General features: G+C 62.5%; 20 protein-coding genes. 7 read left to right on the top strand and 13 right to left on the bottom strand.

Annotated elements, in window-relative coordinates; translation table 11 throughout:
• Window positions 1-135 precede the first annotated feature (135 nt).
• Together H6M51_RS10340 and pepT are read left to right on the top strand one after the other, a co-directional pair.
• A complete protein-coding gene (locus H6M51_RS10340) occupies window positions 136-957 on the top strand; it encodes a D-alanyl-D-alanine carboxypeptidase family protein (protein WP_246780468.1) in 822 nt (273 codons plus the stop codon).
• 28 nt (window positions 958-985) lie between these two features.
• The gene (pepT, locus tag H6M51_RS10335) at window positions 986-2,221 is read left to right on the top strand and encodes a peptidase T (RefSeq protein ID WP_185809781.1); all 1,236 of its coding nucleotides are present in this window, start codon (window positions 986-988) and stop codon (window positions 2,219-2,221) included.
• 28 nt (window positions 2,222-2,249) lie between these two features.
• Here the strand turns inward: pepT and H6M51_RS10330 are convergent, their stop codons facing one another.
• From H6M51_RS10330 to H6M51_RS10295, 8 genes are all read right to left on the bottom strand, one after another.
• Window positions 2,250-3,770 carry an ATP-binding protein gene (locus H6M51_RS10330; RefSeq protein ID WP_185809780.1) on the bottom strand — a complete coding sequence of 507 codons (1,521 nt, stop codon included), beginning with the start codon at window positions 3,768-3,770 and terminating at the stop codon, window positions 2,250-2,252.
• 99 nt (window positions 3,771-3,869) lie between these two features.
• Window positions 3,870-5,006, bottom strand: a complete 1,137-nt coding sequence (locus H6M51_RS10325) for an MFS transporter (RefSeq protein ID WP_185809779.1) — start codon at window positions 5,004-5,006, stop codon at window positions 3,870-3,872.
• A gap of 153 nt (window positions 5,007-5,159) precedes the next feature.
• Window positions 5,160-5,396: a DUF1127 domain-containing protein gene (locus tag H6M51_RS10320; RefSeq protein WP_185809778.1), complete on the bottom strand. Its 237-nt coding sequence runs from the start codon at window positions 5,394-5,396 to the stop codon at window positions 5,160-5,162.
• 396 nt (window positions 5,397-5,792) lie between these two features.
• Window positions 5,793-7,082: a hemolysin family protein gene (locus H6M51_RS10315; protein WP_185809777.1), complete on the bottom strand. Its 1,290-nt coding sequence runs from the start codon at window positions 7,080-7,082 to the stop codon at window positions 5,793-5,795.
• A gap of 85 nt (window positions 7,083-7,167) precedes the next feature.
• Entirely contained in the window at window positions 7,168-7,998 is an 831-nt protein-coding gene (murI, locus tag H6M51_RS10310; protein WP_185809776.1) for a glutamate racemase, read from the bottom strand.
• On the bottom strand, window positions 7,976-8,809 hold the full coding sequence (locus H6M51_RS10305; RefSeq protein ID WP_185809775.1) for an RNA methyltransferase: 834 nt from the start codon (window positions 8,807-8,809) through the stop codon (window positions 7,976-7,978). Before H6M51_RS10305 ends, murI begins: the two co-directional genes overlap by 23 nt.
• 67 nt (window positions 8,810-8,876) lie before the next feature.
• The gene (locus H6M51_RS10300; RefSeq protein WP_210314791.1) at window positions 8,877-9,452 is read right to left on the bottom strand and encodes a hypothetical protein; all 576 of its coding nucleotides are present in this window, start codon (window positions 9,450-9,452) and stop codon (window positions 8,877-8,879) included.
• Window positions 9,453-9,460: 8 nt separating this feature from the next.
• On the bottom strand, window positions 9,461-9,976 hold the full coding sequence (locus H6M51_RS10295) for a hypothetical protein (protein WP_185809773.1): 516 nt from the start codon (window positions 9,974-9,976) through the stop codon (window positions 9,461-9,463).
• 217 nt (window positions 9,977-10,193) lie between these two features.
• Here H6M51_RS10295 and H6M51_RS10290 point away from each other — a divergent pair, with 217 nt between their 5' ends.
• A complete protein-coding gene (locus H6M51_RS10290; RefSeq protein WP_185809772.1) occupies window positions 10,194-11,408 on the top strand; it encodes an NADP-dependent isocitrate dehydrogenase in 1,215 nt (404 codons plus the stop codon).
• Between the two features lie 34 nt (window positions 11,409-11,442).
• On the opposite strand, the gene H6M51_RS10285 is transcribed toward H6M51_RS10290, so the two are convergent.
• Window positions 11,443-11,967, bottom strand: a complete 525-nt coding sequence (locus H6M51_RS10285) for a hypothetical protein (RefSeq protein WP_185809771.1) — start codon at window positions 11,965-11,967, stop codon at window positions 11,443-11,445.
• Window positions 11,968-12,130: 163 nt separating this feature from the next.
• Here H6M51_RS10285 and H6M51_RS10280 point away from each other — a divergent pair, with 163 nt between their 5' ends.
• A complete protein-coding gene (locus H6M51_RS10280) occupies window positions 12,131-13,765 on the top strand; it encodes a SulP family inorganic anion transporter (protein WP_185809939.1) in 1,635 nt (544 codons plus the stop codon).
• A gap of 6 nt (window positions 13,766-13,771) precedes the next feature.
• On the opposite strand, the gene H6M51_RS10275 is transcribed toward H6M51_RS10280, so the two are convergent.
• The 3 genes from H6M51_RS10275 to recA all read right to left on the bottom strand — a co-directional run bounded on the left by H6M51_RS10275 (window position 13,772) and on the right by recA (window position 19,056).
• On the bottom strand, window positions 13,772-15,022 hold the full coding sequence (locus H6M51_RS10275) for a diguanylate cyclase (RefSeq protein ID WP_246780467.1): 1,251 nt from the start codon (window positions 15,020-15,022) through the stop codon (window positions 13,772-13,774).
• A 135-nt stretch (window positions 15,023-15,157) separates the two neighbouring features.
• Entirely contained in the window at window positions 15,158-17,815 is a 2,658-nt protein-coding gene (alaS, locus tag H6M51_RS10270) for an alanine--tRNA ligase (protein ID WP_185809770.1), read from the bottom strand.
• Window positions 17,816-17,967: 152 nt separating this feature from the next.
• On the bottom strand, window positions 17,968-19,056 hold the full coding sequence (gene recA / locus H6M51_RS10265; RefSeq protein WP_185809769.1) for a recombinase RecA: 1,089 nt from the start codon (window positions 19,054-19,056) through the stop codon (window positions 17,968-17,970).
• Window positions 19,057-19,298: 242 nt separating this feature from the next.
• Here recA and H6M51_RS10260 point away from each other — a divergent pair, with 242 nt between their 5' ends.
• Window positions 19,299-20,243, top strand: coding sequence for a carbohydrate kinase family protein (locus H6M51_RS10260; protein WP_185809768.1), 945 nt, complete (start codon window positions 19,299-19,301; stop codon window positions 20,241-20,243).
• 30 nt (window positions 20,244-20,273) lie between these two features.
• A complete protein-coding gene (locus H6M51_RS10255) occupies window positions 20,274-21,200 on the top strand; it encodes a pseudouridine-5'-phosphate glycosidase (RefSeq protein WP_185809767.1) in 927 nt (308 codons plus the stop codon).
• An 82-nt stretch (window positions 21,201-21,282) separates the two neighbouring features.
• Here H6M51_RS10255 and cckA read toward each other — a convergent pair whose 3' ends face one another.
• Complete coding sequence (cckA, locus tag H6M51_RS10250; protein ID WP_185809766.1) at window positions 21,283-23,907, bottom strand: cell cycle histidine kinase CckA; 2,625 nt, start codon at window positions 23,905-23,907, stop codon at window positions 21,283-21,285.
• Window positions 23,908-24,163: 256 nt separating this feature from the next.
• Here cckA and H6M51_RS10245 point away from each other — a divergent pair, with 256 nt between their 5' ends.
• Complete coding sequence (locus H6M51_RS10245) at window positions 24,164-25,627, top strand: flagellar biosynthetic protein FliO (protein ID WP_185809765.1); 1,464 nt, start codon at window positions 24,164-24,166, stop codon at window positions 25,625-25,627.
• The last annotated feature ends 5 nt before the right edge of the window (window positions 25,628-25,632 follow it).

Genomic DNA, 25,632 nt, shown 5'->3' with positions numbered 1-25,632 from the left:
CTTCGAGCGCAAAAATACCGACGATCTCGCACTTTATCCAGCAGAAAGAACCACCTGAGCCGGCGTGACGGCTGACAGAAGCCGCCAACTCCGCTATCCCGGGTCATCCTCAATGACAGAAGCCGTTCCCCGTTCATGATGAATCGCGTTCTCCGCCTGCCCGTCTTTGCCCTCCTAAGCCTTGTCACAGCCATCAGCCCGGCGGCGGCTGAAGTCCAGAAGCCAGGCCATGCCCATATCCTGGTCGATACGGCAACGGGCAAGATCCTCGAGGCCGAGAACCCCGACATGGTGCTCTACCCGGCATCGCTGACGAAGATGATGACGCTCTATCTCACCTTCGAAGCGCTGCATTCGGGCCGTTTCAGCTGGGAACGGCGGCTCACCATCTCCAAGAATGCCAATGACAAGGAGCCCTACAAGTTCGCGATCGGCGCCGGCAATACGATCAGCGTCCAAGAGGCGGTCATGGGCATGGTCGTGCTGTCGACCAATGACGCGGCAACCGCCGTTGCCGAGGAACTGGCCGGATCCGAGGAAGCCTTCGGCCAGATGATGACATCAAAGGCCCGCGCGCTCGGCATGACGAGCACCGTCTTCACCAACCCGTCGGGCCTTCCCGATCCGCGCCAGGTGACGACGGCCACCGACATGGCGCGCCTGGGCCTCGCGCTGCTGCGCGACTTCCCCGAGGAATACAAGCTGTTTGCCTCGCGCGGCATGACCTTTCGCGGGATGAGGTTCCGCGGCCACAATGCCTTCCTGGTGCAGTATCCGGGCGCGGAAGGCATCAAGACCGGCTACACCAAGGCGTCGGGCTACAACATCGTGACGTCAGCCAGCAACGGCAACCGCCGCCTGATCGGCGTCGTGCTGGGCGCAGACAGCGGCAATGCCCGCACGCAGGAAATGATCACCCTCTTCGACCGTCATTTGGGCACAAAAGTCAGCCAGTGATATCAGGAAGACCAGGAAAGGTTTTGCCATGACCGACACCGTTCTCGACCGCTTCCTGCGCTACGTCGTCATCGACACGCAATCCGATCCGGCCTCCGATACGCAGCCTTCGACGGAAAAGCAGAAGGATCTCGGCCGCATTCTCGTTGCCGAGCTTCAGGCGCTGGGACTTGAAGACGCCCATCTCGACGAACATGGCAATGTCTATGCGACGATCCCGTCCAACACGGACAAGGACGTTCCCGTCATCTGCTTCTGCAGCCACATGGATACGGCACCGGATTTCACGGGCACGAACGTCAAGCCGCGGCTGGTGCGCAACTATCAGGGCGGCGACATCACGCTGACCGGTGACACGAGCCAGGTGATCCGCGTTGCCTCCCATCCGCAGCTCAACAACCAGATCGGCAACGATATCGTCACCACCGACGGCACGACGCTGCTTGGCGCCGACGACAAGGCAGGCGTCGCCGAGATCATGACGGCTGCGGCAGGCCTGATGGCGAACCCTCAGATCAAGCACGGCACGATCAAGATCCTCTTCACGACCGACGAAGAAATCGGCCGTGGCGCCGACAAGGTGGATCTCGCAAAGCTCGGCGCCCGCTTCGCCTACACGCTCGACGGCTCGACCATCGGCGAGATCGAAAACGAGACCTTCTCCGCCGATGGCGTCACGATCGAGATCACCGGTGTGGCCATGCATCCGGGTTATTCCAAGGGCAAGATGGAAAATGCCATCAAGGCCGCAAGCGACATCGTCGCCCGCCTGCCCCGCGACATCGCGCCGGAAACCACCGACGGGCGCCAGGGCTTCATCCACCCGGTCGACATGACAGGCAGCATGGAGGCAGCCAGGCTGCAGCTCATTGTCAGGGATTTCACCGAAGCCGGTCTGAAGGAGAAGGAAGACCTGCTGGAAGAGATCACCCGCGAGGTCATGGCCACCTATCCGGGCTCCAGCCATAGCTTCACGGTCAAGCACCAGTATCGCAATATGCGGCAAGTCCTAGATCGTCATCCGGAGATCATGGACAATCTTGAGGAAGCGGTCCGCCGCGTCGGCCTCGAACCCGTCCGCCACAGTATTCGCGGCGGCACCGACGGCTCGCGCCTTTCCTTCATGGGCCTGCCCTGCCCCAACATCTATACCGGCGGCCATGCCTATCACTCGCCGCTCGAATGGGTGAGCGTCCAGGACATGGAAAAATCCGTCGAGACGATCGTCGCGCTGGTAAAGGTCTGGGAAGAGCGGGCGGCGTAAGCCGCCTCTCAAAAAGACAGGACGAACCCTACTCGGCAGCCGAGGGCGTCTGCTCGTCGGCATCCACCTGGTTGGGATCGCCGGGCTGCGTTTCGGCTTCCAGATCCGGGAAGGCGACGATGCGCTTGCCGGAGAAATCGGTGTGCACGACGACCAGCCCCTGCTCCTCGAAGTAACCGAGGAGACGGCGGGCGCGGCGGGCCGAATGCGTGCCGTAGGCCCGCGCGATCCGCTGGTCTGATGGGCATTCCTCGTTGCGGAGGGCGGCCTTGGCGAGCAGCAGGAACACGCCCTGCAGATCGTCGGAAACGCGGACGGAGAGCGACAGCGCCGTCTGCCAGCCTTCGCTCGCAGCCGTCTCCTCATCGACCCCTGCCCTGGCGATCGCCACCCGGCGGCGGAACTCCCCCATCGGCATTGGCGGACCGGCGACGCGGCGCATACGGGCGCGCACCAAGAACTCCTGATAGAGCACGCTGTCGGTTCGATAGGCCGCCTGCGGATCACCGAGGATTTCCGAGAGCACGGCACTCAGCCTGTCCTCGCGCTCTTCCGCCGACATCTCGGCACCGCGCATCGACGCCTCGTTCGGCGCCGGCGTGATGGAGGCGGGCGTCGAGCGGGAGAGCTCGGCGAGAATGTCGGTCGTCGGCCGCGGTGCCGGCGGCGCTCGGCGCACGATCGGCCGGGTGAATTCTTCCGGATCCGGCGTGAAGATCAGGTCTTCGACATCCTGGGGCGCATCGGGCAGCGGCATCAGTTTCGGCGAGGACGAGCGCGCCGAGGTCTCGACGGCGCCGATGACGATCGGCAGCGGCCGGCGCGACATGGCAGGGCCGAGTGCGACGAAATTGCCGCGCTGCAGGTCGCGGAACATCTCCGCCTGCCGGCGATCCATGCCGAGCAGGTCGGCAGCACGCGCCATGTCGATATCGAGAAAGGTTCGGCCCATCAGGAAGTTGGAGGCTTCCGCCGCAACGTTCTTGGCGAGCTTCGCCAGACGCTGCGTGGCGATCACGCCGGCCAGACCGCGCTTACGACCACGGCACATCAGGTTGGTCATGGCACCCAGCGACATCTTGCGGGCGTCTTCGGAAACATCACCGCCGACGGCGGGCGCGAACATCTGCGCTTCGTCGACCACGACCAGCACCGGATACCAGAATTCACGATCGGCATCGAAGAGACCATTGAGGAAGGCGCCGGCGGCACGCATCTGCTGCTCGACATCGAGGCCCTCCAGCGTCAGCACGCAGGACACGCGGTGGCGGCGGATGCGATCGGCAATGCCGGCCAGTTCCGCTTCCGTGCGTTCCCCGTCGACGACGACATGGCCATACTTGTCCGAGAGCGTGACGAAATCGCCTTCGGGGTCGATGATGACCTGCTGGACCCACTGGGCGGACTGCTCCAGCAGGCGACGGAGCAAATGCGACTTGCCCGAACCCGAATTGCCCTGAACCAGGAGGCGGGTCGCAAGAAGCTCCTCGATATCGAGCTTGGCAGGCTGACCGCCCTGCACCGTTCCCATATCGATTCCGACCTTCAATGACGGCATCCTCAAATCATGTGTTGATCTGTAGTCACTAACAGAGTTGGTGGCACCCGTGTCACCCGCATCGACGAAACCCACAGGGAAGTGCGGCTTTCAGGCCACCTTGCGGCACCCGAGCAGACCGGCGAGCAGAATGCTGAGGACAAGCGGCGGGAGAAGTGTGGCAAGCCCGCTGCGAAGGCCGAGCACCTCCGCGACGAAACCGATCATCGGCGGGCCGATCAGGAAACCGAGAAGCGCGATGAAGCTTAGGATCGCGACATTTTCAGCCGCCGGCCTGTCTCCGAGATCGGCAGACGCCGTGACCGCAAGCGGGAAACCGACGGAAACACCGAGACCGACGGAAGCAAGCCCCAGATAGACGAGCGCCGGCACCGGTGCGGTGACCACAAGCAGCATGCCGCCAAGCGCGAAGAGGAGGCAAAGCCTGGCAAGCAGCACCGCGCCGAAGCGCTCCTTGGCCGCATCGCCTAGAAAGCGTCCGACGGAGACCATCATCGCGAAGACGACATAGCCCATCCCGGTCGCCATGCCCGTGGTTTGAAACACATCCTTGAGATAGACGGCGGACCAATCGGCCACCGCCCCTTCGGTCATGGTGATGCCGAAGACGAAGAGACTGATGCCGAGGATCCCGGGGCTCGGCAGTCGCCAGGATGAACGCGGCTGCGTTTCGGCAACCGGTGCCGCGTGGACCGGAAGCACCCGGCAGACGATCACCGAGACCGGCATCAGAACCAGCGACAGGAGGCCGATGGCCACGAGGGGGGATGTGTGCAGCGCCAGGAAGCCCGCACCAACAAGGCTGCCCGTCATGATGCCGAGGCTCCAGAAGCCATGGCAGCGGTTCATGATCGACACCGTGCCGCGCTTCTCGATCACATCGGCCTCGACATTGAGCCCGAGCTCAATCGTCGACAGACCGATCCCAAGGAGTACGAGCAGCAGAAACAGCGAGACGATGTCGGGTGCCGCGACCGGAAGCGGCACCAGCGCCAGAAAGACCGGAAAGCCGAAGATGAGGGTGTTGCGACTGCCGATCCGCCCGACGAGCTGACCGGCAAACGGCAGCATCAGAAGGATGCCCGTCGGCAGGCCAAGAAGCGCAATCGCGAGCTCCGCCGGCCCCAGCGACAGCCTCTCCTGCACGCCCGGAATCTGTGGCAGCCAGCTGCCGAAGGCGATCGGTTGCAGGAAAAAGGCCGTCATGATGGTGGATTTGGGAGACATCAAGGATCCGGGACAATGCGTGGAAGGGAATCACGTGGCCTCCCAACTGTCGTGGAGCGGCGCGGCTTTGGAAAGAAGACCACTGCAGAGACTGGTCTTCTTGCGCGCAAAAAAGGAAGAACGGCTCAGTCGCCCGAACCGCTCTTGCTCGCCTCAGACCCGGAAATCCCAAAGGGTGAGGTTTCTTGGTCTGCTCCACACCTCCTCCTCCGGCAGGCCGATATCGCGCCTCAACTGCGGAGACAGATGCGTGGTCAGATTACGGACCTGTCGCCGTCTCCAGCTGGCACCGACCAATGCGGCCAGAAGCTGCCAGGAGCCGAAGCGCTCGATGAGATCGTCCATACGCTCGTTGAGCGGAATTTCAACTAAAGATTGATTATTGTGCATGACTGGTCCGTCCCGGAACGCATAAGCGTCCAGGTCCTTTCGGTGATGAAAAGCGACGTGGACCAGCCAGACAGACGCGTTCAAACGCGCAGGCGGCAAGTCACGTCAGGATGGTTGAAAAACGCCGGAAAGGCAGGGAAAAATGACTGTTCAGACAGTCATCGGGTGCATGGAAGAAGCGTGGGATAGCCCACGTGATGCCATGACACCAATCCGCCAGAGAGGCGCATGCGCTGAGAAAAATGAGTCATCGGTCGCCTCCTGTTGTTCGTGTTGCGGATGTCCGGACCATGGCACGCGAAAAAGCTCGCCGCAAGAGCGCAATTCGAGATTGCAAAACTTGCGGCGAGCCGTTGCAGATCTGCAACAAAATGTCGCAGGACGTCGAAGGGGTTTTCAGGTTTCTGAAGAGGCGACGCGCGAAACGAGCAGCTTGTCGATGCGGCGGCCATCGAGGTCGACCACCTCGAAACGCCATTCGCCCTTGACGAAGCTCTCCCCGAGTTCTGGGATGCGTTTCAATTCATCGAGGACGAAGCCGGCTACCGTTGTGTAGTCGGGATCGGGGTCGATCGGCACGCGGATAATGTCGACGAACTCATCGACCGGCGTCCAGCCGGCGACCAGGTAGGACCCGTCCTGCCGCTGGACCATTGCCTGCTCTTCGGTCTCGTCCTGACTGAAGGCACCCGTGATCGCTTCCAGGATATCGCCCGACGTGACGATGCCTTCGAAGTGGCCGTATTCGTCATAGACCAGCACCATGTGCAGGGAGGTCTTGCGCAGGGACTCGATGATATCGGTCGCCTTGGCAAGATCCGAGACGACGGGCACGTCGCTCACCATTTCGGCAAGATTGATCGGTCCACCTGTCGCCATGCGCTCGTAGAGCTTCTTGGTCAGGACGACCCCGACCACTTCATCAGAATCGCCACTGCGCACAGGAATGCGCGAATGCGGAATGTCCCGCAGCTTCTCCCGGATATCGTCGATCGTATCGTCGAGCTCAAGCATCTCCACGTCGCGACGCGGGGTCATCAGGCCACGCGCCTGGCGGTCGGCAAGACGCATCACACCCGACAGCATGGCAGATTCGCTGGTCTCGATCACACCGGCACTGTGCGCCTCGGCAAGAACCGTGCGGATTTCCTCGTCGGTCACCTTGCCGCCGCCGTCTCCGCTCTGGCCGAGAAGCGACAGCACCAGCTTGCCGGACCCGTTGAGCAGCCAGACGAGCGGTGCGGCGACCTTCGAAAGCACGGCCATCGGGATCGCGACACGGGCTGCAACACCCTCGGCATTGCGCAGCGCGACCTGCTTGGGGACCAATTCACCCACGATCAGCGACAGATAGGTGATCAGCACCACGACGGTACCGACGCCGAGTGCATCGGCGGCCGCTTCCGAAAATCCCTGCACTTCAAGCCAGGAAGAAAGCCGGGCACCGAGCGTGGCGCCCGAGAAGGCGCCGGAGAGAACGCCGACAAGCGTGATGCCGATCTGCACCGTGGACAGGAAGCGGCCAGGATCACTCGCAAGCTTCAGGGCTGTTTCAGCACCGCGGCTTCCCTGGTCTGCAAGAACCTTCAGACGCGCGGGGCGAGCAGAGACGACCGCAAGCTCCGACATGGCAAGAACGCCGTTGAGGACGGTCAGGAAAAATACAATCGCAATTTCGGTAAACAAGAAAGGGGGCAATGCTCCTCTACACCGGCTGAGCGTCCGGCAACCCGCCATAGGTAGCACGGCACGGGCTCGTCAAAAAGACCGCTCAGGCCAAATAGGGCGTGGAGGTCACCTTGACCGACAGTCCCATGCCCTGCATCAGCCGCCGCGTGGAGAAATCCGGGCTGCCGGAGGTGAAGACGGCAAAGTCCAAATCATCGGGATGTTCGGCCCCATCGACCAGCGGAACGAGACGCCGCGCCTGCCGGGCAATCGCTTCTGCCGGGTCGAGCCAGTCGACCGGCCAGGGCGCCAGCCTGCGGAAGACATTGGCGAGGAAGGGATAATGCGTGCAGGCGAGCACGACGATATCGGTCCGCGCGCCGTCCTTCTCGACGAAGCAGGGCGCGATTTCCGCAATCACGGCAGCATCATCGAGAACCTCGCCCCGGATATAGGCTTCCGCCATGCGCGCCAGATTTTCCGAACCGACGAGCCGCACATGGCACTGCGAGGCGAAGGACTGGATGAGATCGCGCGTATAGGCGCGTTTGACCGTGCCAGGCGTCGCAAGCACCGAAACCAGTCCGGAACGGGTGCGCTCCGCAGCCGGCTTGATCGCAGGCACCGTGCCTATGAAGCGCCTGTCGGGAAAATGCTGCCTGAGATCAGCACCGGCGAGCGTAAAGGCCGTATTGCAGGCAACGACCACCGCTTCCGGATCGTGGCGGGCAAGGAGTTCGCCGAAAAGCGCGATGATCCGCGCCTTCAGCGGCGCCTCTTCCCATCCACCATAGGGAAAGCCGGCGTCATCGGCGACATAGATAAAGCCGCGCTCCGGCATCAGGAGGCGCGCTTCCCGCAGCACGGTGAGACCGCCGATGCCGGAATCGAAGACGAGAATCGGCTTGAGCTCAGGCGTTCCGTTCGTCGTCATCTGTCGAATGCACCTCATTGAGCATCTTCGCGGCCGGCGCCTTCTGTCCGGGGCGAGCGAAACGGTCGAGCGAACTGATGATGCCGCGCACCACATGGATTTCCGGCGCGGTGAAAGCGCGTCTGCTGAACACGGCCCTGAGGTTTTCGATCATCCTGGGCTTTTTGTGGGCCGGATGGAAATAGTTGCGCGCTTCAAGCGCTTCTTCCAGATGGTCGAAGAGCCCGATGAGTTCGTCCTTGGTGGCTGGCGGCTGTTCAGGCGCATCGAAGGGCACGGCGCGCACGTCGTCCATGCCCGACTTCATCCATTCATACGACATCAGGAGCACGGCCTGGGCGATGTTGAGCGAGGCAAACGCCGGATTGACCGGGAATGTCACGATCTCGTCGGCCAGCGCGACATCCTCATTCGAAAGACCCGACTTTTCCCGACCGAAGAGAATGCCGGTCTTTTCGCCCGAACGGAACTTCGTGCGCAGCGTCTCTGCAGCGGTGACAGGCGAGCGCACCGGCTTGAACCCGTCGCGCTGGCGCGCCGTCGTCGCATACACGAAATTGAGATCCGCGATCGCCTCTTCGAGCGTGTCGAAGACAACGGTTCCATCGATGACGTGATCGGCCTTGGCGGCCGCCGCCCGCGCCTTGTCGGACGGCCAGCCGTCACGCGGGTTGACCAGCCTGAGTTCGGCAAGGCCGAAGTTCGCCATGGCGCGCGCAACCATGCCGATGTTTTCGCCCAGCTGTGGCTCCATCAGAATGATTGCCGGCCCCTCGGCCAGCAGAATGCGCTCGCTGTTCGTCCCTGCCATGACGCGTCCCTTGTGGATATTTCGCGCCCCCATTGGCACAAAATGGCCTTGAGGCAAAGGGCATGCGTCATTCTTTGGGCCAGGATCCCGTCAGCCGGAACTGCAGATAGCCATTCACCATGGCCGCGAACTGCGCCTTGACCGAACTGTCGACTGCGCCGTCGCGATAATCGTCGTTCCAGATGTTGTCGATCACGAAGCGCCCGTTCTCTTCGACGACGTGGAAGACAGTCTGAGGCCTTGAGAGGTCCGGTTTGTGCCCGAAGCAGGACGTCGCGTCGAAATAGACATCGACGGCGGTCACGGTATCCTGAAGAGGACGGGCCTCGAAACGGACATCCTTGAGCGAGCAACTGTCCTGCCCGCCGATTACGACGTCGTAGCCCAGCATGTAGCCGCTGCCGTCCTGCAGCTCGTCGGTGCGCTGCGCCAGGCGATAGACATCGGCGAAGCTCGCACTGTAGATCGACGCGAGAAGGCTCTCGTCGAAGTAACCGCTCACGCTCATTCCGGCCGTGATACCATCAGTCCAGCCGGCGACCCGCATCACCGTCTTGACCGGCTCGAGCGCATCGGCTGCCGCAGCGGAAGCGCTGGACAGGGCAGTCAGGAGGGCAGCAAGACGGACGATGCGGACCAGCATGATGGCGTTCAAAGGCCACCCTGCGTCTTCAGGTCCTGCTTGATGGAGGCACCACTCTGGCCGTCCTGCACCGGAAAGATGTCGTCGATCACGGCGCGACCGCCTTCCTCAACGACATGGAAGATCAGCACCGTATCTTCAGCCTCGCCCTCGAAGCAGGAGCGATTGTCGAAGAGCGCCGTCACCTGTCCGTCGCCATCATCCTCGATGCGAATGTTCTCGAACGGGCATCCGTCCTGACCCTGCGCGATCGGGTCGTAATCGAAGGGGAAGCCGGTCGTCTCACCTTCCGGCGGATCATAGGGTGGGTTCTTCGAGGCCGCCTCGAAAGCAGCCCTGAAATCCTGGCTGAAAAGGCGCGCCAGACGGTCCTTCGAGAAGACGTCTTCCTCCTGCCCACCCGATCCCGCCGCCCAATTGCGCGCCGTCGCCTCAACCACCTCGCGCACCGGCGCCGTCTGGTCGGCGGCACTTGCCGTTGCGGCAGAAAGCGTCAGAAACGCGACGATCCAATTTCTCTTCATGATGTCCCCCAGGATCTGATTTGACACGTTTCTAGCCGAAAGCGGGGACCTCAGGCTGACCAAGTTTGGGATGAAACGCACGCCAAAAGTCTGAACCAGAAAATGCCGCGACGCCCCCTCTCCTGTTTGCCTTGGCCTGAGAGAATGTTATAGGCAGGCCATCGGCAGAGCGCCCTCCCCGCGCCTGCACGTCAGGCAAGAACTCGTGAGGATATTCATGACCAAGATCAAGGTAGCCAACCCGGTCGTCGATCTCGACGGCGACGAGATGACCCGCATCATCTGGCAGTTCATCAAGGACAAGCTGATCCTGCCCTACCTCGATCTGCAGATCGAATATTACGACCTCTCGGTCGAAAACCGCGACGCCACCAACGACCAGGTGACCATCGACGCCGCCCACGCCATCAAGAAGCACGGCGTCGGCATCAAGTGCGCGACGATCACCCCGGATGAAGCCCGCGTGAAGGAATTCAACCTCAAGGAAATGTGGAAGAGCCCGAACGGCACGATCCGCAACATCTTGGGCGGCGTCATCTTCCGCGAGCCGATCATCTGCAAGAACGTGCCCCGTCTCGTTCCCGGCTGGACCAAGCCGATCGTGGTCGGCCGTCACGCCTTCGGCGACCAGTACAAGGCAACCGACTTCAAGTTCCCCGGCAAGGGCAAGCTGACCATCAAGTTCGTCGGCGAAGACGGCGAAGTGATCGAAAAGGAAGTCTACAACGCGCCGGGCGCCGGCGTGGCTCTCGCCATGTACAACCTCGACGAATCGATCCGCGAATTCGCCCGCGCCTCGATGATGTACGGCCTGATGCGCAAGTGGCCGGTCTACCTGTCGACGAAGAACACCATCCTCAAGGCCTATGACGGCCGCTTCAAGGACATCTTCGAAGAAGTCTACCAGAACGAGTTCAAGGCGAAGTTCGACGAAATCGGCATCGTCTACGAACACCGCCTGATCGACGACATGGTCGCTTCCGCTCTGAAGTGGTCCGGCGGTTACGTCTGGGCGTGCAAGAACTACGATGGCGACGTCCAGTCCGACACGGTTGCCCAGGGCTTCGGCTCGCTCGGCCTGATGACCTCGGTTCTCTTGTCGCCCGATGGCCGCACGGTTGAAGCCGAAGCCGCCCACGGCACGGTGACTCGTCACTACCGCCAGCACCAGAAGGGTCAGGAAACCTCGACCAACTCGATCGCCTCGATCTTCGCTTGGACCCGTGGCCTCGCCCACCGCGCCAAGCTCGACGACAACGCCGAACTCGCAAAGTTCGCAACGACGCTCGAAAAGGTCTGCATCGACACCGTCGAAGCCGGTTACATGACCAAGGACCTGGCACTCCTGATCGGTCCGGATCAGCCTTGGCTCTCGACGACCGCCTTCCTCGACAAGGTGGACGAGAACCTGAAGAAGGCCATGGCGGCCTGATAAGCCGCCGAAAGCCTCGCATTCCAGAGCCCGGTCACGGCAACGTGGCCGGGTTTTCTGCATCCGGTTCAGCGATGTCCCCGCCGGCATCCACCTCGGCGAAGCGTTTGCGGATCTCGGCACCGAGCCTGCGGCCGGAAATGTGATAGCCCGACAGCGGCAATGCGTAGGTTTCGAGGCGGTCCGGATCCTCCTCGTCCAGATGGTCGATATCGATCACCCAGACACCGCCCACCCGGCGCTGGGCGAGTTCGGTCATCGATGCCCAGGCGATGCGCCGGTCATCGCGGTAGTCGATCAGTTCTTCGTTGTTGAGCTCGACCACGGGGTTCATCGCCGTACTGATCTCACGCCAGCCCTTGCGCAGCCCATAAAGGGCCAGAGAAAGAAGGGCGAGATAAACCAGCAGAATGGGACTGGCCCAATCGCCACCGAGAAGACCGGCAAGGAGGCCGCCGAAAGCCACGGACAACAGGATGGCGGAACCCGCAGCCCACAGGACAGCAAGTCCCCGGCGCGGATAGACGATGAGCGTGGGATACGTGGTCTCGGTCTTCATGCCTGTCCACCATAGGCAAAATCCACGGGCGCGAACAGTCGGTGATGATGCCGGGGCACAGTATCCCTTTGGCCATGTTGTCAAAAGCGGGGACTCAGCGTCCTATGTCATTTCAGAATGGCGGGAGGGGCCGGCCATGTCCTGAACGGCGAGCATGACCACCATGACCGATTTCATCCTGCCAAAGACCGTGAGCGTCTTCCGCGAAGGCTATGGGCCTGCCCGTTTCAAGGCGGATGCGCTGGCAGGCCTGACAGTGGCCATCGTCGCGCTTCCGCTCTCCATGGCGATTGCCATAGCCTCCGGCGTCACGCCGGATCGTGGGCTTTACACCGCGATCATCGGCGGCTTTCTCGTCTCTCTGCTGGGCGGTAGCCGCCACCAGATCGGCGGACCGGCAGGTGCCTTCATCGTTCTGGTGAGCGCAACCGTCGCCACGCACGGTGTTGATGGACTGCTGCTTGCAACCGCCATGGCCGGTCTCATCTTGATCGCCTGCGGACTGCTGAGGCTTGGCGATTACATCAAGTTCATTCCCTATCCGGTAACGGTCGGCTTCACGGCCGGCATAGCCGTGATCATATTCGCCAGCCAGATCGGCGAACTTCTCGGTCTTGCATTTCCCGATGGCGAACCTGGGCCGCTTGCGGAAAAGCTCGGCGCGATCATGGCCGCCCTTCCGGGATTTTCACCCTCGGCGGCTGCGGTCGCGGGGCTCACGATTGCCGTCATCCTCGTCCTGCGCCGGCTCCGGCCATCCTGGCCCGGCCTGCTGATCGCCGTTATCGCCGCATCCGTCACGGCATCGATCCTGCAGCTTCCGGTGGCGACCATCGGCTCAAAATTCGGTGGCATACCCTCCGGTCTGCCGCTCCCTTCCCTGCCAGTGTTCACCCCGGAACTGGCGATCGCCGTTCTTCCCGATGCCATCGCCTTTGCCCTGCTGGGAGCCATCGAGTCGCTGCTGTCCGCCGTCGTGGCCGACGGCATGACCGGGCGTCGCCATCGCTCGAACACGGAACTGGTAGCGCAGGGCGTCGCCAATATCGGCTCCGCCCTCTTCGGCGGCATCTGCGTCACCGGCACGATTGCGCGAACAGCAACCAATGTCCGCGCGGGCGCGACAAGTCCCGTGTCCGGCATGCTGCATGCTGTTTTTCTCCTTGTCTTCATGGTGATTGCCGCCCCGCTCGCTGCCTACATCCCGCTTGCAGCGCTCGCTGGCGTGCTTGCGGTCGTCTCGTGGAACATGGTGGAAAAATCGGCGATCGCGGCTCTCATCCGCTCCTCGCGCGGCGAGACTTTGATCCTTGTCGTCACCTTCCTGCTTGTCATCTTCCGCGACCTGACCGAAGGCATCGTGGTCGGCTTTTCGTTGGCCGCGCTGCAGTTCATCCATCACATGTCGAAGAGCATCCGGGTGACCGCCGAGGGGCCGGAAAAGCCTTTGGATGCGACGGATAGCGATACCGTGACCTATCGCCTCGACGGAGCCTTTTTCTTTGGTGCTGTCGCAGCCGCAGGCGCCGCGCTCGACCGCATCGGTGACGACCACCGCAATCTCGTGCTCGATTGCTCCGGCATCCGCTTCGTCGATACCTCAGGCGTCAATCTGCTCGCCAGCGTCATCCGCAAGGCGATACGGCAGGGAGTTGAGGTTTACGTCATCACGGAGCGACGCGAGTTGAAGACAATGCTGCACCATCAGGAAGTGCCGGATCATGGCGTCCACTTTGTCGAGACGCTGGCTGAGGCACGCGCGCAGATCGCCCAGACGGAGAGGCATTCCACAAACTGAAGGCGATCAGGCGGCGGAACGGGAGACAGGAGCGGCAAATTCTGGTGCCGGAGTCACGGCCTTCGAAGACCTCTCCAGCACACCGCCTGACTCCTGACCACTCCATGTTACGCTGTTCCGCCCCGCCTTCTTGGAGGCGTAAAGCGCCTTGTCGGCCAGCGCCAGAGCCTGAGGGAAGTCCAGCGGTCCCGGCGGCAACAGGACCGCACCAATGCTGACCGTCACCTTCGGCAAGGAATGCCCGTCACCGGCGATCATCTCAGCGACGCTCAGCCTGAGATCTTCCAGCAGGTCCGCTCGCTGTCCAATATGCCCTGCCGGCAGATAGACACCGAACTCTTCACCGCCAAGCCGCCCAACGATGCACCCTTGCGGTATGGCCCGAGAAAGCAGACGGCCGAGTTCCACCAGCACGAGGTCGCCCGCACCATGGCCATGGGTGTCATTGATACGCTTGAAATGATCGACATCGACAAGCGCCAGCACGGCACCCTCAGCTTCACCAGCTCTAGAAGCGCGAAGCGTCGCGATGGAATCGATGAAGGCGCGTCTATTTTTCAGAAGCGTCAGGCCGTCGGTCTCGGAGGCGATCTTGTATCGCTGAGTGGCTCTTTCATGCACCATTCCCAAAACGGCGAGTGCGGCGAGCAGACCCTGAACGAAGAAGCCGAAGGTCATGATCCCGTACCAGAGCGGGGCATGGCCGGCCACCAGTTGAACCGGCTCCACCACCAGCAAGGGCAGCCGAACCAGATAGGCGGCACCGTGTGTGCCAAAGGCGAGAATGGCAAGCATGCGAGCAGGCAGAGGCTCGCGCCGCTGACCGCGCAACAGCACCGGTATGATCATGAACGAATAAAAGGCATAGAGCACGGAGGCGACGAGGAGACGCATACCGAGGTTCGTGGAAAAACCAGGAAGCGCGAACAATGACAGCCAAACGACGGCGCCAGCAGCCGCAACCAGACCCGCGCCTTTGCGCGGCTCCTCTTCAAACGCCTGACACCCCATCCAGATCAGACCCAGGCTGTAAATGCCAAGGGCGTTGCCAACACCAAGCGCCAGAAGCGGCAGTGCCACATCACGAAGACTGACCAGCACCATGCCCAGCGCGCCAGCTGAGAAACCAAGCGACCACAGACCAAGGGCCCGATTGTCCCGCTCGGTTGCCCAAAGCAAGGTCAGGAAACCGGCAAGGATGATCAGCGTTGCCGCGAGGCAAACGGTGAGGGTCGGAATGTGGAAGACTGCAGCCAAGTCAAGCACCTCTAAGGGGCCTTACCGATATCGCAGAAGACTGAAGAAAACCCAAAATCGATCGGTAAATCTCAATTCTCTTAAACAAAAAGGCCGAGCAAAGCCCGGCCTTGATTGACAGAAATCATCTATGGCTCAAGCAAGCGATGCTTCGACCGCCGCGATCGCGGCATCCGCCTGCGCCCCGTCGGGACCGCCGGCCTGGGCCATGTCCGGGCGACCGCCACCACCCTTGCCGCCAAGAGCAGTCGAGGCGACGCGTACGAGGTCGACAGCGCTCCAACGATCGGTGAGATCCGGCGTGACCGAGACAACGGCGCTCGCCTTTCCATCTTCAGCGACGGCGATCAGCACGACGACGGCGGTGGCAAGACCGGCCTTCGCCTCGTCCGCCATGCCCTTCAGGTCCTTGGCGTCGATACCATTCAGGGTGCGACCGATGAAATTGATGCCGTTGACCTGCTTCGGCGCTTCGGCGCCTCCGGAAGCACCGCCGCCCATGGCAAGCTTGCGCTTGGCATCCGCCAGTTCCTTTTCGAGCTTGCGACGTTCATCCACCAGCGCTTCCACGCGGGCAACGACATCCGTCGGCTGCACCTTCAGCGTCGCGGCGAGTGACTTCACCCGCTCGTCCTGCTCCGCGAGATAGGCTCGCGCCGCCTCACCGGTCAGCGCTTCGATACGGCGCACGCCGGCACCAACAGCGCTTTCGCCGACAAGACGCACGAGGCCGATATCGCCGGTGGCCGACACATGCGTGCCGCCACAGAGCTCCGTGGAATAGGACTTTCCGGCCTTTTCGCCGCGCACTGCCGTTCCCATCGAAACAACGCGAACCTCATCGCCATACTTCTCGCCGAACAGCGCCATGGCGCCTTCCGCGATCGCGTCGTCAACGGCCATCAACCGCGTGGTGACAGGCGTATTCTGGATGATGATCTCGTTGGCCATTTCCTCGACGATCTTCAGTTCATCGGCGGAAATCGGCTTCGGATGGGAGATGTCGAAACGCAGACGCTCGGGCGCGACCAGCGAGCCCTTCTGGGCGACATGGGTGCCGAGCACTTCGCGCAGCGCCTCGTGCAACAGATGGGTCGCCGAATGGTTCGAGCGCAGGCGCGAGCGACGGGCGTGGTCGACATTGAGCTGCACCGCACCGCCGGCTTTGACGACGCCGTTCTGAACCGTGGCGACATGAACAAAGACGCCTTCGCCCTTTTTCTGGGTGTCGCTGACAGCAAGCGAGAAACCTTCACCGATGATTTCGCCGGTATCGCCCATCTGGCCGCCGGACTCGCCGTAGAACGGGGTCTGATTGACGACGATCTGAACCTCTTCGCCGGCGCTGGCCTGTTCCACGACCTTGCCGTCCTTGACGACCGCCAGGATCTGGCCTTCGGCGGTTTCCGAGCTGTAGCCGAGGAATTCGGTCGCGCCGAACTTTTCCTTGAGCTCGAACCAGACGGTCTCCTGGGCCTTGTCGCCGGAGCCGGCCCAGTTGGCACGCGCTTCGGCCTTCTGGCGCTGCATGGCATCATTGAAACCCGTCAGGTCGACGCCGATGCCACGGCCGCGAAGCGCGTCCTGCGTCAGGTCGAGCGGGAAGCCATAGGTATCGTAGAGCTTGAAGGCGGTCTCGCCGTCGAGGCTGTCGCCCTTGTCCAGCGACGCGGTCGCGTCGGAGAGCAGCGTCAGGCCGCGCTCCAGCGTCTTGCGGAAACGGGTTTCCTCGAGCTTCAGCGTCTCGGAGATCAGTGGTTCGGCGCGGACCAGCTCCGGATAGGCGCGGCCCATCTGCTGAACGAGAACCGGCAACAGCTTGTAGATGATGGGATCCTTGGCGCCGAGCAGCTGCGCATGGCGCATGGCGCGGCGCATGATGCGACGAAGCACGTAGCCGCGGCCTTCGTTCGACGGCAGAACACCGTCGGCGATCAGGAATGCGGACGAGCGAAGGTGATCGGCGATCACACGGTGGCTGGCCCGGCGCTCGCCCTCGGCCTTGACGCCAGTGAGATCGACGGATGCATCGATCAGCGCGCGGAACAGGTCGATGTCGTAATTGTCGTGGCGGCCCTGCAGGACGGCGGCGACGCGCTCGAGGCCCATGCCGGTGTCGATCGACGGACGCGGCAAGTTGATGCGCTCTTCCTTCGTCACCTGCTCATACTGCATGAAGACGAGGTTCCAGATCTCGATGAAGCGGTCGCCATCCTCTTCCGGCGACCCCGGAGGGCCACCCCAGATGTGATCGCCGTGGTCGTAGAAGATTTCCGAGCACGGGCCGCAGGGACCGGTGTCACCCATCGCCCAAAAATTGTCGCTGGTCGGGATGCGGATGATCTTGTCGTCGGAAAGACCCGCGATCTTCTTCCACAGGCCATGCGCCTCGTCGTCAGTGTGATAGACGGTGACCAGAAGCCGATTGCGGTCGAGGCCGAATTCCTTGGTGATCAGGTTCCAGGCAAGTTCAATGGCGCGCTCCTTGAAGTAGTCGCCGAACGAGAAATTGCCGAGCATCTCAAAGAAGGTGTGGTGACGCGCGGTATAGCCGACATTGTCGAGGTCATTATGCTTGCCGCCGGCACGAACGCATTTCTGCGCCGTCGCAGCCGTCGAATAGGGGCGCTGTTCTAGGCCGGTAAAGACGTTCTTGAACTGCACCATACCGGCATTGGTGAACATCAGCGTCGGATCGTTGCGCGGGACCAGCGGGCTGGAGGAAACGACCTCGTGACCGTTCGTCTTGAAGTAATCGAGAAAAGTCGACCGGATGTCGTTTACACCGCTCATGTCACGCCCTTCATTCAGGCCGGGAAGCCGGCCAATTTGCAAAATCAATGGCTTTTATCGCCCGGCTCCTTCGCTGTCCAGCAGCCGCAACGAAAACCGGCCGCGTTTGGATCAAACGCGGCCGGCTCCGATTCATCGCTTGAGCGAAGTGATTACATATCGTCGGCACCGTCGCTGTCATTGGCGTCGGGACCACCATTCTGCAGGAAGCGCTCGGCAATCAGGCCGGCATTCTGGCGCAGCGCCATCTCGATTTCCTGAGCGACCGCCGGATTGTCACGCAGGAACAGCTTGGCGTTTTCACGGCCCTGGCCGAGACGTTGGCTGTTGTAGGAGAACCAGGCACCTGACTTCTCGACGATACCGGCCTTGACGCCGAGATCGACCAGCTCGCCGGTCTTGGAAACGCCTTCGCCATACATGATGTCGAATTCAACCTGCTTGAAGGGCGGTGCCATCTTGTTCTTGACGACCTTGACGCGGGTCTGGTTGCCGACAACCTCTTCGCGATCCTTGACCGCGCCGATACGGCGGATGTCGAGACGGACCGAGGCGTAGAACTTCAGCGCGTTACCGCCGGTCGTCGTTTCCGGCGAACCGAACATCACGCCGATCTTCATGCGGATCTGGTTGATGAAGATGACCATGGTCTTGGAACGGGAGATCGAAGCCGTCAGCTTGCGCAGCGCCTGGCTCATCAGGCGAGCCTGCATGCCCGGCAGGCTGTCACCCATTTCGCCTTCGATTTCGGCGCGCGGCGTCAGAGCCGCAACCGAGTCGACGACCAGAACGTCGATCGCGCCGGAGCGCACCAGCGTGTCGGTGATTTCAAGCGCCTGCTCTCCGGTATCGGGCTGCGAGATCAGCAGGTTCTGCAGGTCGACGCCAAGCTTGCGGGCATAGACCGGGTCGAGGGCGTGTTCGGCGTCGACAAAGGCGCAGATGCCGCCCTTCTTCTGGGCTTCGGCAATGGTCTGCAGCGCCAGCGTCGTCTTACCAGAGCTTTCCGGCCCGTAAACTTCAATGATGCGCCCCTTCGGCAGGCCGCCGATGCCGAGCGCGATATCGAGGCTGAGCGACCCCGTCGAGACCGTCTCGACTTCGACCACGCTCTCGTTCGCGCCGAGCTTCATGATCGAGCCCTTGCCGAACGAGCGTTCGATCTGCGAGAGCGCCGCTTCCAATGCCTTGCTTTTATCCACCGATTTGTCCTCTACAAGCCGCAAAGAATTCTGTGCCATTTGATCCACCTTTAGGTTATTGAGGCCGCATAGGCAATGAAGCCGCCGATGGGGAATATGTACTCTTTTTGTTCTCATTTTGCAAGAGCAATCGAAGCGATTGATATGAAATCGCTTTTTGAGGCGTGTTCGAAATCTGTTCCGCCGCTTCCCACAGCCGATCAGGCAACGGGCCTGATCGGCGGCCGCGGTCCAGATCGCAGCGCTTCGATTCGCCCTTTCACGGTCGCGGAGACGAGAGCATGACGTTCGAGATTGTCGCGATCGGCGGAGCCCATATCGATCGGCGCGGACGCCTGTTTGGCGACACGAAACCCGGCGCCAGCAATCCCGGCCACTGGTTCGAGGAAGCCGGCGGTGGCGTCTTCAACGCGGCCTGCAATCTCTCGCGGCTCGGCCGCGCCGTTCGGCTGATTGCCCCTCGCGGCGGCGATGCAGCCGGCCAGATCGTCACAGAAGCAGCCGCCCGGGCCGGCCTCGACGACCAGCCGGTGATTTTCCTCGACCGCGCGACGCCGAGCTACACCGCCATCCTCGAACGTGATGGCAATCTGGTCATCGCTCTCGCCGACATGGCGCTCTACGATGCCTTTTCGGCCCGTCGCATCAAGGCGAGATCGCTTCGCGACAGCCTTGCCGAAGCAGGCCACGTGCTGACCGATGCGAACCTGCGCGCTGACACGCTATCCGCCCTGGCCAGCGCCTGCGATGCAGCGGGCCTCGGCCTGTCCGCGATTGCCATCTCGCCGGCCAAGGTGGTGAAGTTCGAGGCGGCCCTGCCGCACCTCACCCATCTGTTCATGAACGGCGCGGAAGCCGAAGCCATTGCCGGCAGGCGTGCCGAGCGGGCGGAAGACTGGCCCCACCTGCTGCGCGCAAAAGGCCTGAGAGGCGGCAGCGTGACGAGCGGCAGCGGCCCGACCATTGCCTTCGACGAGAAGGGTGTCGCCGTGATCGAACCCGCAGCAATCACCGAGATTGCCGATGTCACCGGCGCGGGCGACGCCTTCGCGGCAGGCTTCCTCAACGCCCGCCTATCCGGCGCATCGCTGGCGCAAGCCCTGCGCCAGGGCACCGCAAGCGCAGCCATCACCCTGAAATCGCCCCATGCGACCGATGAGAATCTCTCCCAGGCGAAGCTGGAGAGCCAGTTGGCTCTTGTCCCGCCGGCCCGTTTCCTGTCATGAGAACCTGAATTTACAAACGGAAGATCCCCCATGACCCGTTCCATCTCCCCTCTCCTTCCCATCACCTATTCGAGCGAAGTGAGTGCCGCCAAGCAGCGCGGCGCACCGATCGTGGCACTCGAGTCCACCATCATCACCCATGGCATGCCCTATCCGGGCAATCTGCAGATGGCGCGCAGTGTCGAGGACATCATCCGCCAGCAGGGCGCGGTGCCGGCGACGATCGCCGTCATCAAGGGCGTGCTGCATATCGGCCTGGAACCGGCAGAGCTTGAGGCGCTGGCGCAGATGGAGCATGTGATGAAGCTATCGCGCGCCGATCTCGCCTTTGCGATTGCCGAGCGCCGCAACGGCGCCACCACCGTCGCCGCCACCATGATCGCCGCCGCCCGCGCCGGCATCTCTGTCTTTGCGACCGGCGGCATCGGCGGCGTGCATCGCGGTGCCGAGGAAAGCTTCGATATCTCGGCCGATCTCGAGGAGCTCGCCCGCACCGCGGTGATTGTCGTCTCCGCCGGCCCGAAGGCGATCCTCGACATCCCGAAGACGCTGGAAGTGCTGGAGACGCGCGGCGTGCCCGTCGTCACCTATGACAGCGAAGACTTCCCGGCCTTCTGGTCGCGCAGTTCGGGTCTCAAGAGCGTGCTCAACCTGCCCAGCCCGGCGGCAATCGCCAATTTCCAGAAGATGCGCGACCAGCTCGGCATCGATGGCGGCATGCTGATCGCAAATCCCGTCCCGGAAGCCGACGAGATCCCACGCGAAGAGATGGAAATCTATATCAGCCGCGCGCTTGCCAATGCCGAACGCGACGAGATTGCGGGCAAGGCGGTCACCCCGTACCTGCTCGACAACATCTTCCACCTGACGGGTGGCCGCTCGCTGAAGACAAACATTGCGCTCGTCGAGAACAATGCGCGCCTGGCAGCTGAAATTGCCGTTGCCATGAACGGCTGAGCGACAAGCACATCGCAGAAACGATAGACCCCGCCGGAGCAATCCGGCGGGGTCTTTCGTTTCGGACGTCTCAATACTGTGGTCAGCCCTGCCCGTCCAGCATCTCACGCACGGCGACAGCCAGCTGCTTCAGCGAAAAGGGTTTCGGCAGGAAGCCGAACTTGGCGTCCGCCGGCAGATTGCGGGCAAAAGCATCCTCGGCATAACCCGAGACGAAGATGAACTTCAGATCCGGATACTTCTTGCGCAGCTCGGTCAGCAGCGTCGGACCGTCCATCTCCGGCATGACGACGTCGGACACCACGATGTCCACCTCGCCCTCAAGCTCTTCCATGATGTCGAGCGCCTCGACACCGGAGCCCGCCTCGTGGACGGTATAGCCGCGTGTCTCCAGCATGCGCTTGCCGCCACGGCGCACGGCCTCTTCGTCCTCGACGAGCAGCACGACAGCCGACTTGCCCGTGAGATCGGGGGCATCCTGCGCCTCGCTTGCTGCCTGGACCGGGGTCACCGTGATGGTATCGCCATCGACGGTCGCAGTGACCGACTTTGCGTCAACTTCAGCCTGCACCTCAGGAACATGCCGCGGAAGGAAGATGCGGAAGGTCGTTCCCCTGCCCACTTCCGATTCCGGATAGATGTAACCCCCGGACTGCTTGACGATGCCATAGACCATCGCAAGCCCCAGTCCCGTACCCTTGCCGACCTCCTTTGTCGTGAAGAAGGGCTCGAAGATCTTGTCCATGATCTCGGGCGCAATCCCGGTCCCGGTATCGGCGACTTCGACCAGCACCATGTCTTCCGACGGCAGGCCACGATAGCCGAAGGCACCTGCCTCCGCCGAATCGATGTTGCGCGTCGAGACCGTGATCGATCCACCCTCGGGCATTGCATCGCGCGCATTGACGCAGAGATTGATCAGCACCTGCTCGAACTGAGACAGGTCCGTCTTCACCGGCCAGAGGTCGCGGCCATATTCGACCTTGAGCTTAACATTGGTGCCGGAGATCAGCCGGTCGACCAGCATCCGGAGATCGCCGATCACGTCCGTCAGGTTGAGCACACTCGGCCGCATCGTCTGCTTGCGCGAGAAGGCAAGCAGCTGGCGCACCAGGACGGCAGCGCGGTTGGCATTGCGCTTGATCTCCATGAGATCGGCAAAACTTGCATCAGACGGACGCGCCTGCAGCAGCAGGTGATCGGAGGACAGCAGGATCGCGGTCAGCACGTTGTTGAAGTCGTGCGCGATGCCGCCGGCCAGCGTGCCAACGGCATTCATCTTCTGCGTCTGCGCCATCTGCGCTTCAAGCGCCTTCTGGTCGGTGACATCGACGGCATAGACGATGGCCGCCTCTTCCGGCGCCTCGTCGCTCTGGTCGATCACGGCATTGACATAGAAGCGGAAATGCCTGCTGTCATTGGTCGGATGGCGGCTGTCGATCGGCGAGATGTCGACCTGACGATCCATGGCCGCAGCCAGCGCCTGACGGAAGCCCTCGCGCTCGTTCTCGTGCAGGACGACTTCGATTCGGCCATGCCGTTCGATCTCGTCGCGCGAGATGATGTCGGCAAAGAGCTTCATGAACGGCGCATTTGTCCGCAGAATTCGACCTTCACCATCGACCGAGGCGATTGCCATCGGCGTATTGTTGAAGAAGCGGGTGAACCGCATCGAGGCAACGGAATCGGATTGATCACCGCCCTCGGCCTGGCTGCGCGCCAGAACGATCGACCGGCTCTCGCCCGGTGCACCATCGCGCGCAGCCCGAACACGGTGCACCAGGCGCACCGGCAGGCTCTGACCGTTGACCCGTCGCAGATCGAGGTCGAGCGTTTCGGTACGCGCCTGGCCAGGCTCGGCCTGGACGGAATTGATCAACGCCATGCCTTCGCCGGCCACCAGATCGGCGATCGTCATGGAGCCAGGATTGAATTGCGTGAGGTCGACGCCCAACCATTCCGCGAGCGTGGCATTCAGATAGTAGATCTCACCCTTGCGCCCGGCGGAGAAGAAGCCGGCCGGCGCATGGTCAAGGTAGTCGATCGCGTGTTGCAGCTCCTTGAAGAAACGCTCCTGATCGTCACGCTCGGCGGTGATGTCCGATATCTGCCAGACATGCAGCGGCTTCTCCCGTCGTTCGCCCGGCAGAAGGCGCGCCTTGAGCCGGTACCAATGGGCGCCGGAACCATTCGCCGTCTGGCTACCGAGCGGCTTCAGCAGCCGGAACTCTTCATAGCTGTCGCGCCCCTCGCGCAGGCCATTGGTCAGCCGGTAGAGCGCTTCGCTCGACTCGCGGTAGCGCGAGAGGAGCGCATCGAGCGTCTGCACTTCGGTTGCCTTGCGCGCGCCCGTCATCGCCCCGTAGGCGGCGTTGGCGAAGACGATCCGGCCTTCGGTATCGGTGATCAGTGTCCCCTCTGGCTGGCTTGCGAGAAAATTCCGTGCAAGCGCATCGTTGTTCGACTGCGGCATCACTTCGACGAACCCGATGACAGCAGAGACGATGAAGAAGATCCCCATCATCGCCAGGATGCCGAGCACGCCCAGCACCATCTGATTGTCGAGCTGGTCGCGGAAAAAAATGAAGGCGGCGGATGCCGCGATCAGGGCGAGCGCGAGCAGAAGGATGCGCAGCGCCATGCCGACGCCACCGCGGCGATCGACCAGGGGGGCGTCTCCATCTCGATCGAACTGCTGTCGTGTCATTGATGCCTCTTGCCTAAGCGCACGGACGATCCGACCAAGCGAGAATCGGCGCTTTCACCTGTTTATCAAGTTGCCGCAACAGCAAAAAGGAAAGAAAGAGCCAGATCGCCCTGCGCGCCCGCTCTCCCACAGGAATGCCGCATTCGTGGTCGATCTATGGGAGCCTTTTCGCGATCGAGAGCAGCAGCACCACCCCTTGTGCTAGATTGCGGACGCAGCCGTCTTCTGCCAGAAAGCCAGTCAAAAGGAGCACGACATGCTGAATGACCTGATCTCGGCCTATGGCGATCGTTTTCTCGTTGCAGCGCTGGGCGTCAGCCTGGCTCTGCTCTGCCTGTTCATCGTGCTCTGGATACTGCGCAACCGGGCACCCTCACCCTTTGTGCGCGGTGGACGCAACCGCCAGCCGCGCCTCCAGGTTCTGGATGCCGCTGCTGTCGACACCCGCCGACGCATCGTTCTGATTCGGCGCGACAATATCGAACACCTCGTGATGATCGGGGGGCCGACCGACATCGTCATCGAGAGCGGCATCGGTGATGAGCGCGCCTATCTCAACGCGCAGACGGTTCTGCCACACGCAACAGGCGAGCAGCAGGAACTCCCGAAGCCCGCGCAAACGGCAGCACTCGCAGCAAGCAGCGCGCCGGCTCAGGCCGAGCCAATGCCCGTGGCCCCGGCCGCCGCGATCGAGCCACCGGCGAGACGCACAGCCACGCCGGAGCCGATGCGACCGGTCGCAGCCGAGACACCGCTTCGCTCACAGTCGCCGTCGCCGTCGCCGAGTATTGCAGCCGAACGCCGCCCGCAGCCGGCGCCCGTTCGCCCGGCCGAACCCGTAGAACAACGCCAACCGCAGAGAGAAGCGCTGCCGCTGGCCACTGCAGCGACCATGGCCGCAGTCCCGGTCGCGACAGCCTCCCCGGTCGTGGAGGCGCCCCGACCATCAACGCCGCCGACGACGGTCACTCCCGCTTCCGCTTCCGTCACCCCACCCGTCGAGCCATCCTCTCCGCCGGCAGCCCCCACCACGCAACCGTCTGCCAGGCTTGAGCCGATGGTCGTCGCAAGTGCGGAACCCGTAACGAACGCCGCTCTCCCTGAGGCGGGAGCGTCCGACCAGGGGCCGGCGGTGGTTCCGGCTGTGCAGGCTGAATCGACGGCAGGAACGCCGCCGATCGAGCCGATGCGGCGGCAACCCGTCGAACCGGTGATGACTGAGGTGCCGAAGCCCGTCTCCTTCCACGAAGTCAGGCAGGATCGGGCTGAACCACAGGTCGTGCTGCCCCCAGTCATCGATGCGCCGGTCGCCGAAGATCTGCTGGACGCCGCGCGCCAGCGGGTGCTTGCCCCTGCCCAGACGCCGGTTCACACCCGTCTGGTCGAACCGCATCAGGTCGAACCGGTGATCGAGCGTCAGCCGCCGATCGCCGCAAACGAGCCAGCCCCGCGCGACATGAGCGACTTCGAGCGCGTGCTGGAAGAGGAAATGGCATTGCATCTATCGGCGGATCCTGCGCCGAAACCCGCAACCCAGTTGCCGCAGATCCTGCCTGACACACGGGCGGACCGTCCGCGCCCACCGGTGACGGCTGTACTTCCCGACGTCGCGCGTTCAAACGACACTCAAACCCCGCCGTCGCAACAGGGCCAGGAACCCAATCTCCAGAACGAAATCGCTCGGATCTTTGGAGAAATGTCCGCCAGCCGTAATCCGTAATGGTT

The organism is Rhizobium sp. AQ_MP (assembly GCF_014237835.1).
Taxonomy (GTDB): domain Bacteria; phylum Pseudomonadota; class Alphaproteobacteria; order Rhizobiales; family Rhizobiaceae; genus Allorhizobium.
The sequence above is the reverse complement of the archived record's forward strand: the minus strand, read 5'-3'. Positions and strand labels throughout refer to the sequence as shown.

Bases quoted from the DNA above. Each gene is read 5' to 3' on its own strand.
- H6M51_RS10340 (WP_246780468.1), top strand. From the start codon at position 136: ATGATGAATCGCGTTCTCCGCCTGCCCGTCTTTGCCCTCCTAAGCCTT.
- pepT (WP_185809781.1), top strand. From the start codon at position 986: ATGACCGACACCGTTCTCGACCGCTTCCTGCGCTACGTCGTCATCGAC.
- H6M51_RS10325 (WP_185809779.1), bottom strand. From the start codon at position 5,006: ATGTCTCCCAAATCCACCATCATGACGGCCTTTTTCCTGCAACCGATC.
- H6M51_RS10320 (WP_185809778.1), bottom strand. From the start codon at position 5,396: ATGCACAATAATCAATCTTTAGTTGAAATTCCGCTCAACGAGCGTATG.
- murI (WP_185809776.1), bottom strand. From the start codon at position 7,998: ATGACGACGAACGGAACGCCTGAGCTCAAGCCGATTCTCGTCTTCGAT.
- H6M51_RS10305 (WP_185809775.1), bottom strand. From the start codon at position 8,809: ATGGCAGGGACGAACAGCGAGCGCATTCTGCTGGCCGAGGGGCCGGCA.
- H6M51_RS10300 (WP_210314791.1), bottom strand. From the start codon at position 9,452: ATGCTGGTCCGCATCGTCCGTCTTGCTGCCCTCCTGACTGCCCTGTCC.
- H6M51_RS10295 (WP_185809773.1), bottom strand. From the start codon at position 9,976: ATGAAGAGAAATTGGATCGTCGCGTTTCTGACGCTTTCTGCCGCAACG.
- H6M51_RS10290 (WP_185809772.1), top strand. From the start codon at position 10,194: ATGACCAAGATCAAGGTAGCCAACCCGGTCGTCGATCTCGACGGCGAC.
- H6M51_RS10285 (WP_185809771.1), bottom strand. From the start codon at position 11,967: ATGAAGACCGAGACCACGTATCCCACGCTCATCGTCTATCCGCGCCGG.
- H6M51_RS10280 (WP_185809939.1), top strand. From the start codon at position 12,131: ATGACCGATTTCATCCTGCCAAAGACCGTGAGCGTCTTCCGCGAAGGC.
- alaS (WP_185809770.1), bottom strand. From the start codon at position 17,815: ATGAGCGGTGTAAACGACATCCGGTCGACTTTTCTCGATTACTTCAAG.
- recA (WP_185809769.1), bottom strand. From the start codon at position 19,056: ATGGCACAGAATTCTTTGCGGCTTGTAGAGGACAAATCGGTGGATAAA.
- H6M51_RS10260 (WP_185809768.1), top strand. From the start codon at position 19,299: ATGACGTTCGAGATTGTCGCGATCGGCGGAGCCCATATCGATCGGCGC.
- H6M51_RS10255 (WP_185809767.1), top strand. From the start codon at position 20,274: ATGACCCGTTCCATCTCCCCTCTCCTTCCCATCACCTATTCGAGCGAA.
- cckA (WP_185809766.1), bottom strand. From the start codon at position 23,907: ATGACACGACAGCAGTTCGATCGAGATGGAGACGCCCCCCTGGTCGAT.
- H6M51_RS10245 (WP_185809765.1), top strand. From the start codon at position 24,164: ATGCTGAATGACCTGATCTCGGCCTATGGCGATCGTTTTCTCGTTGCA.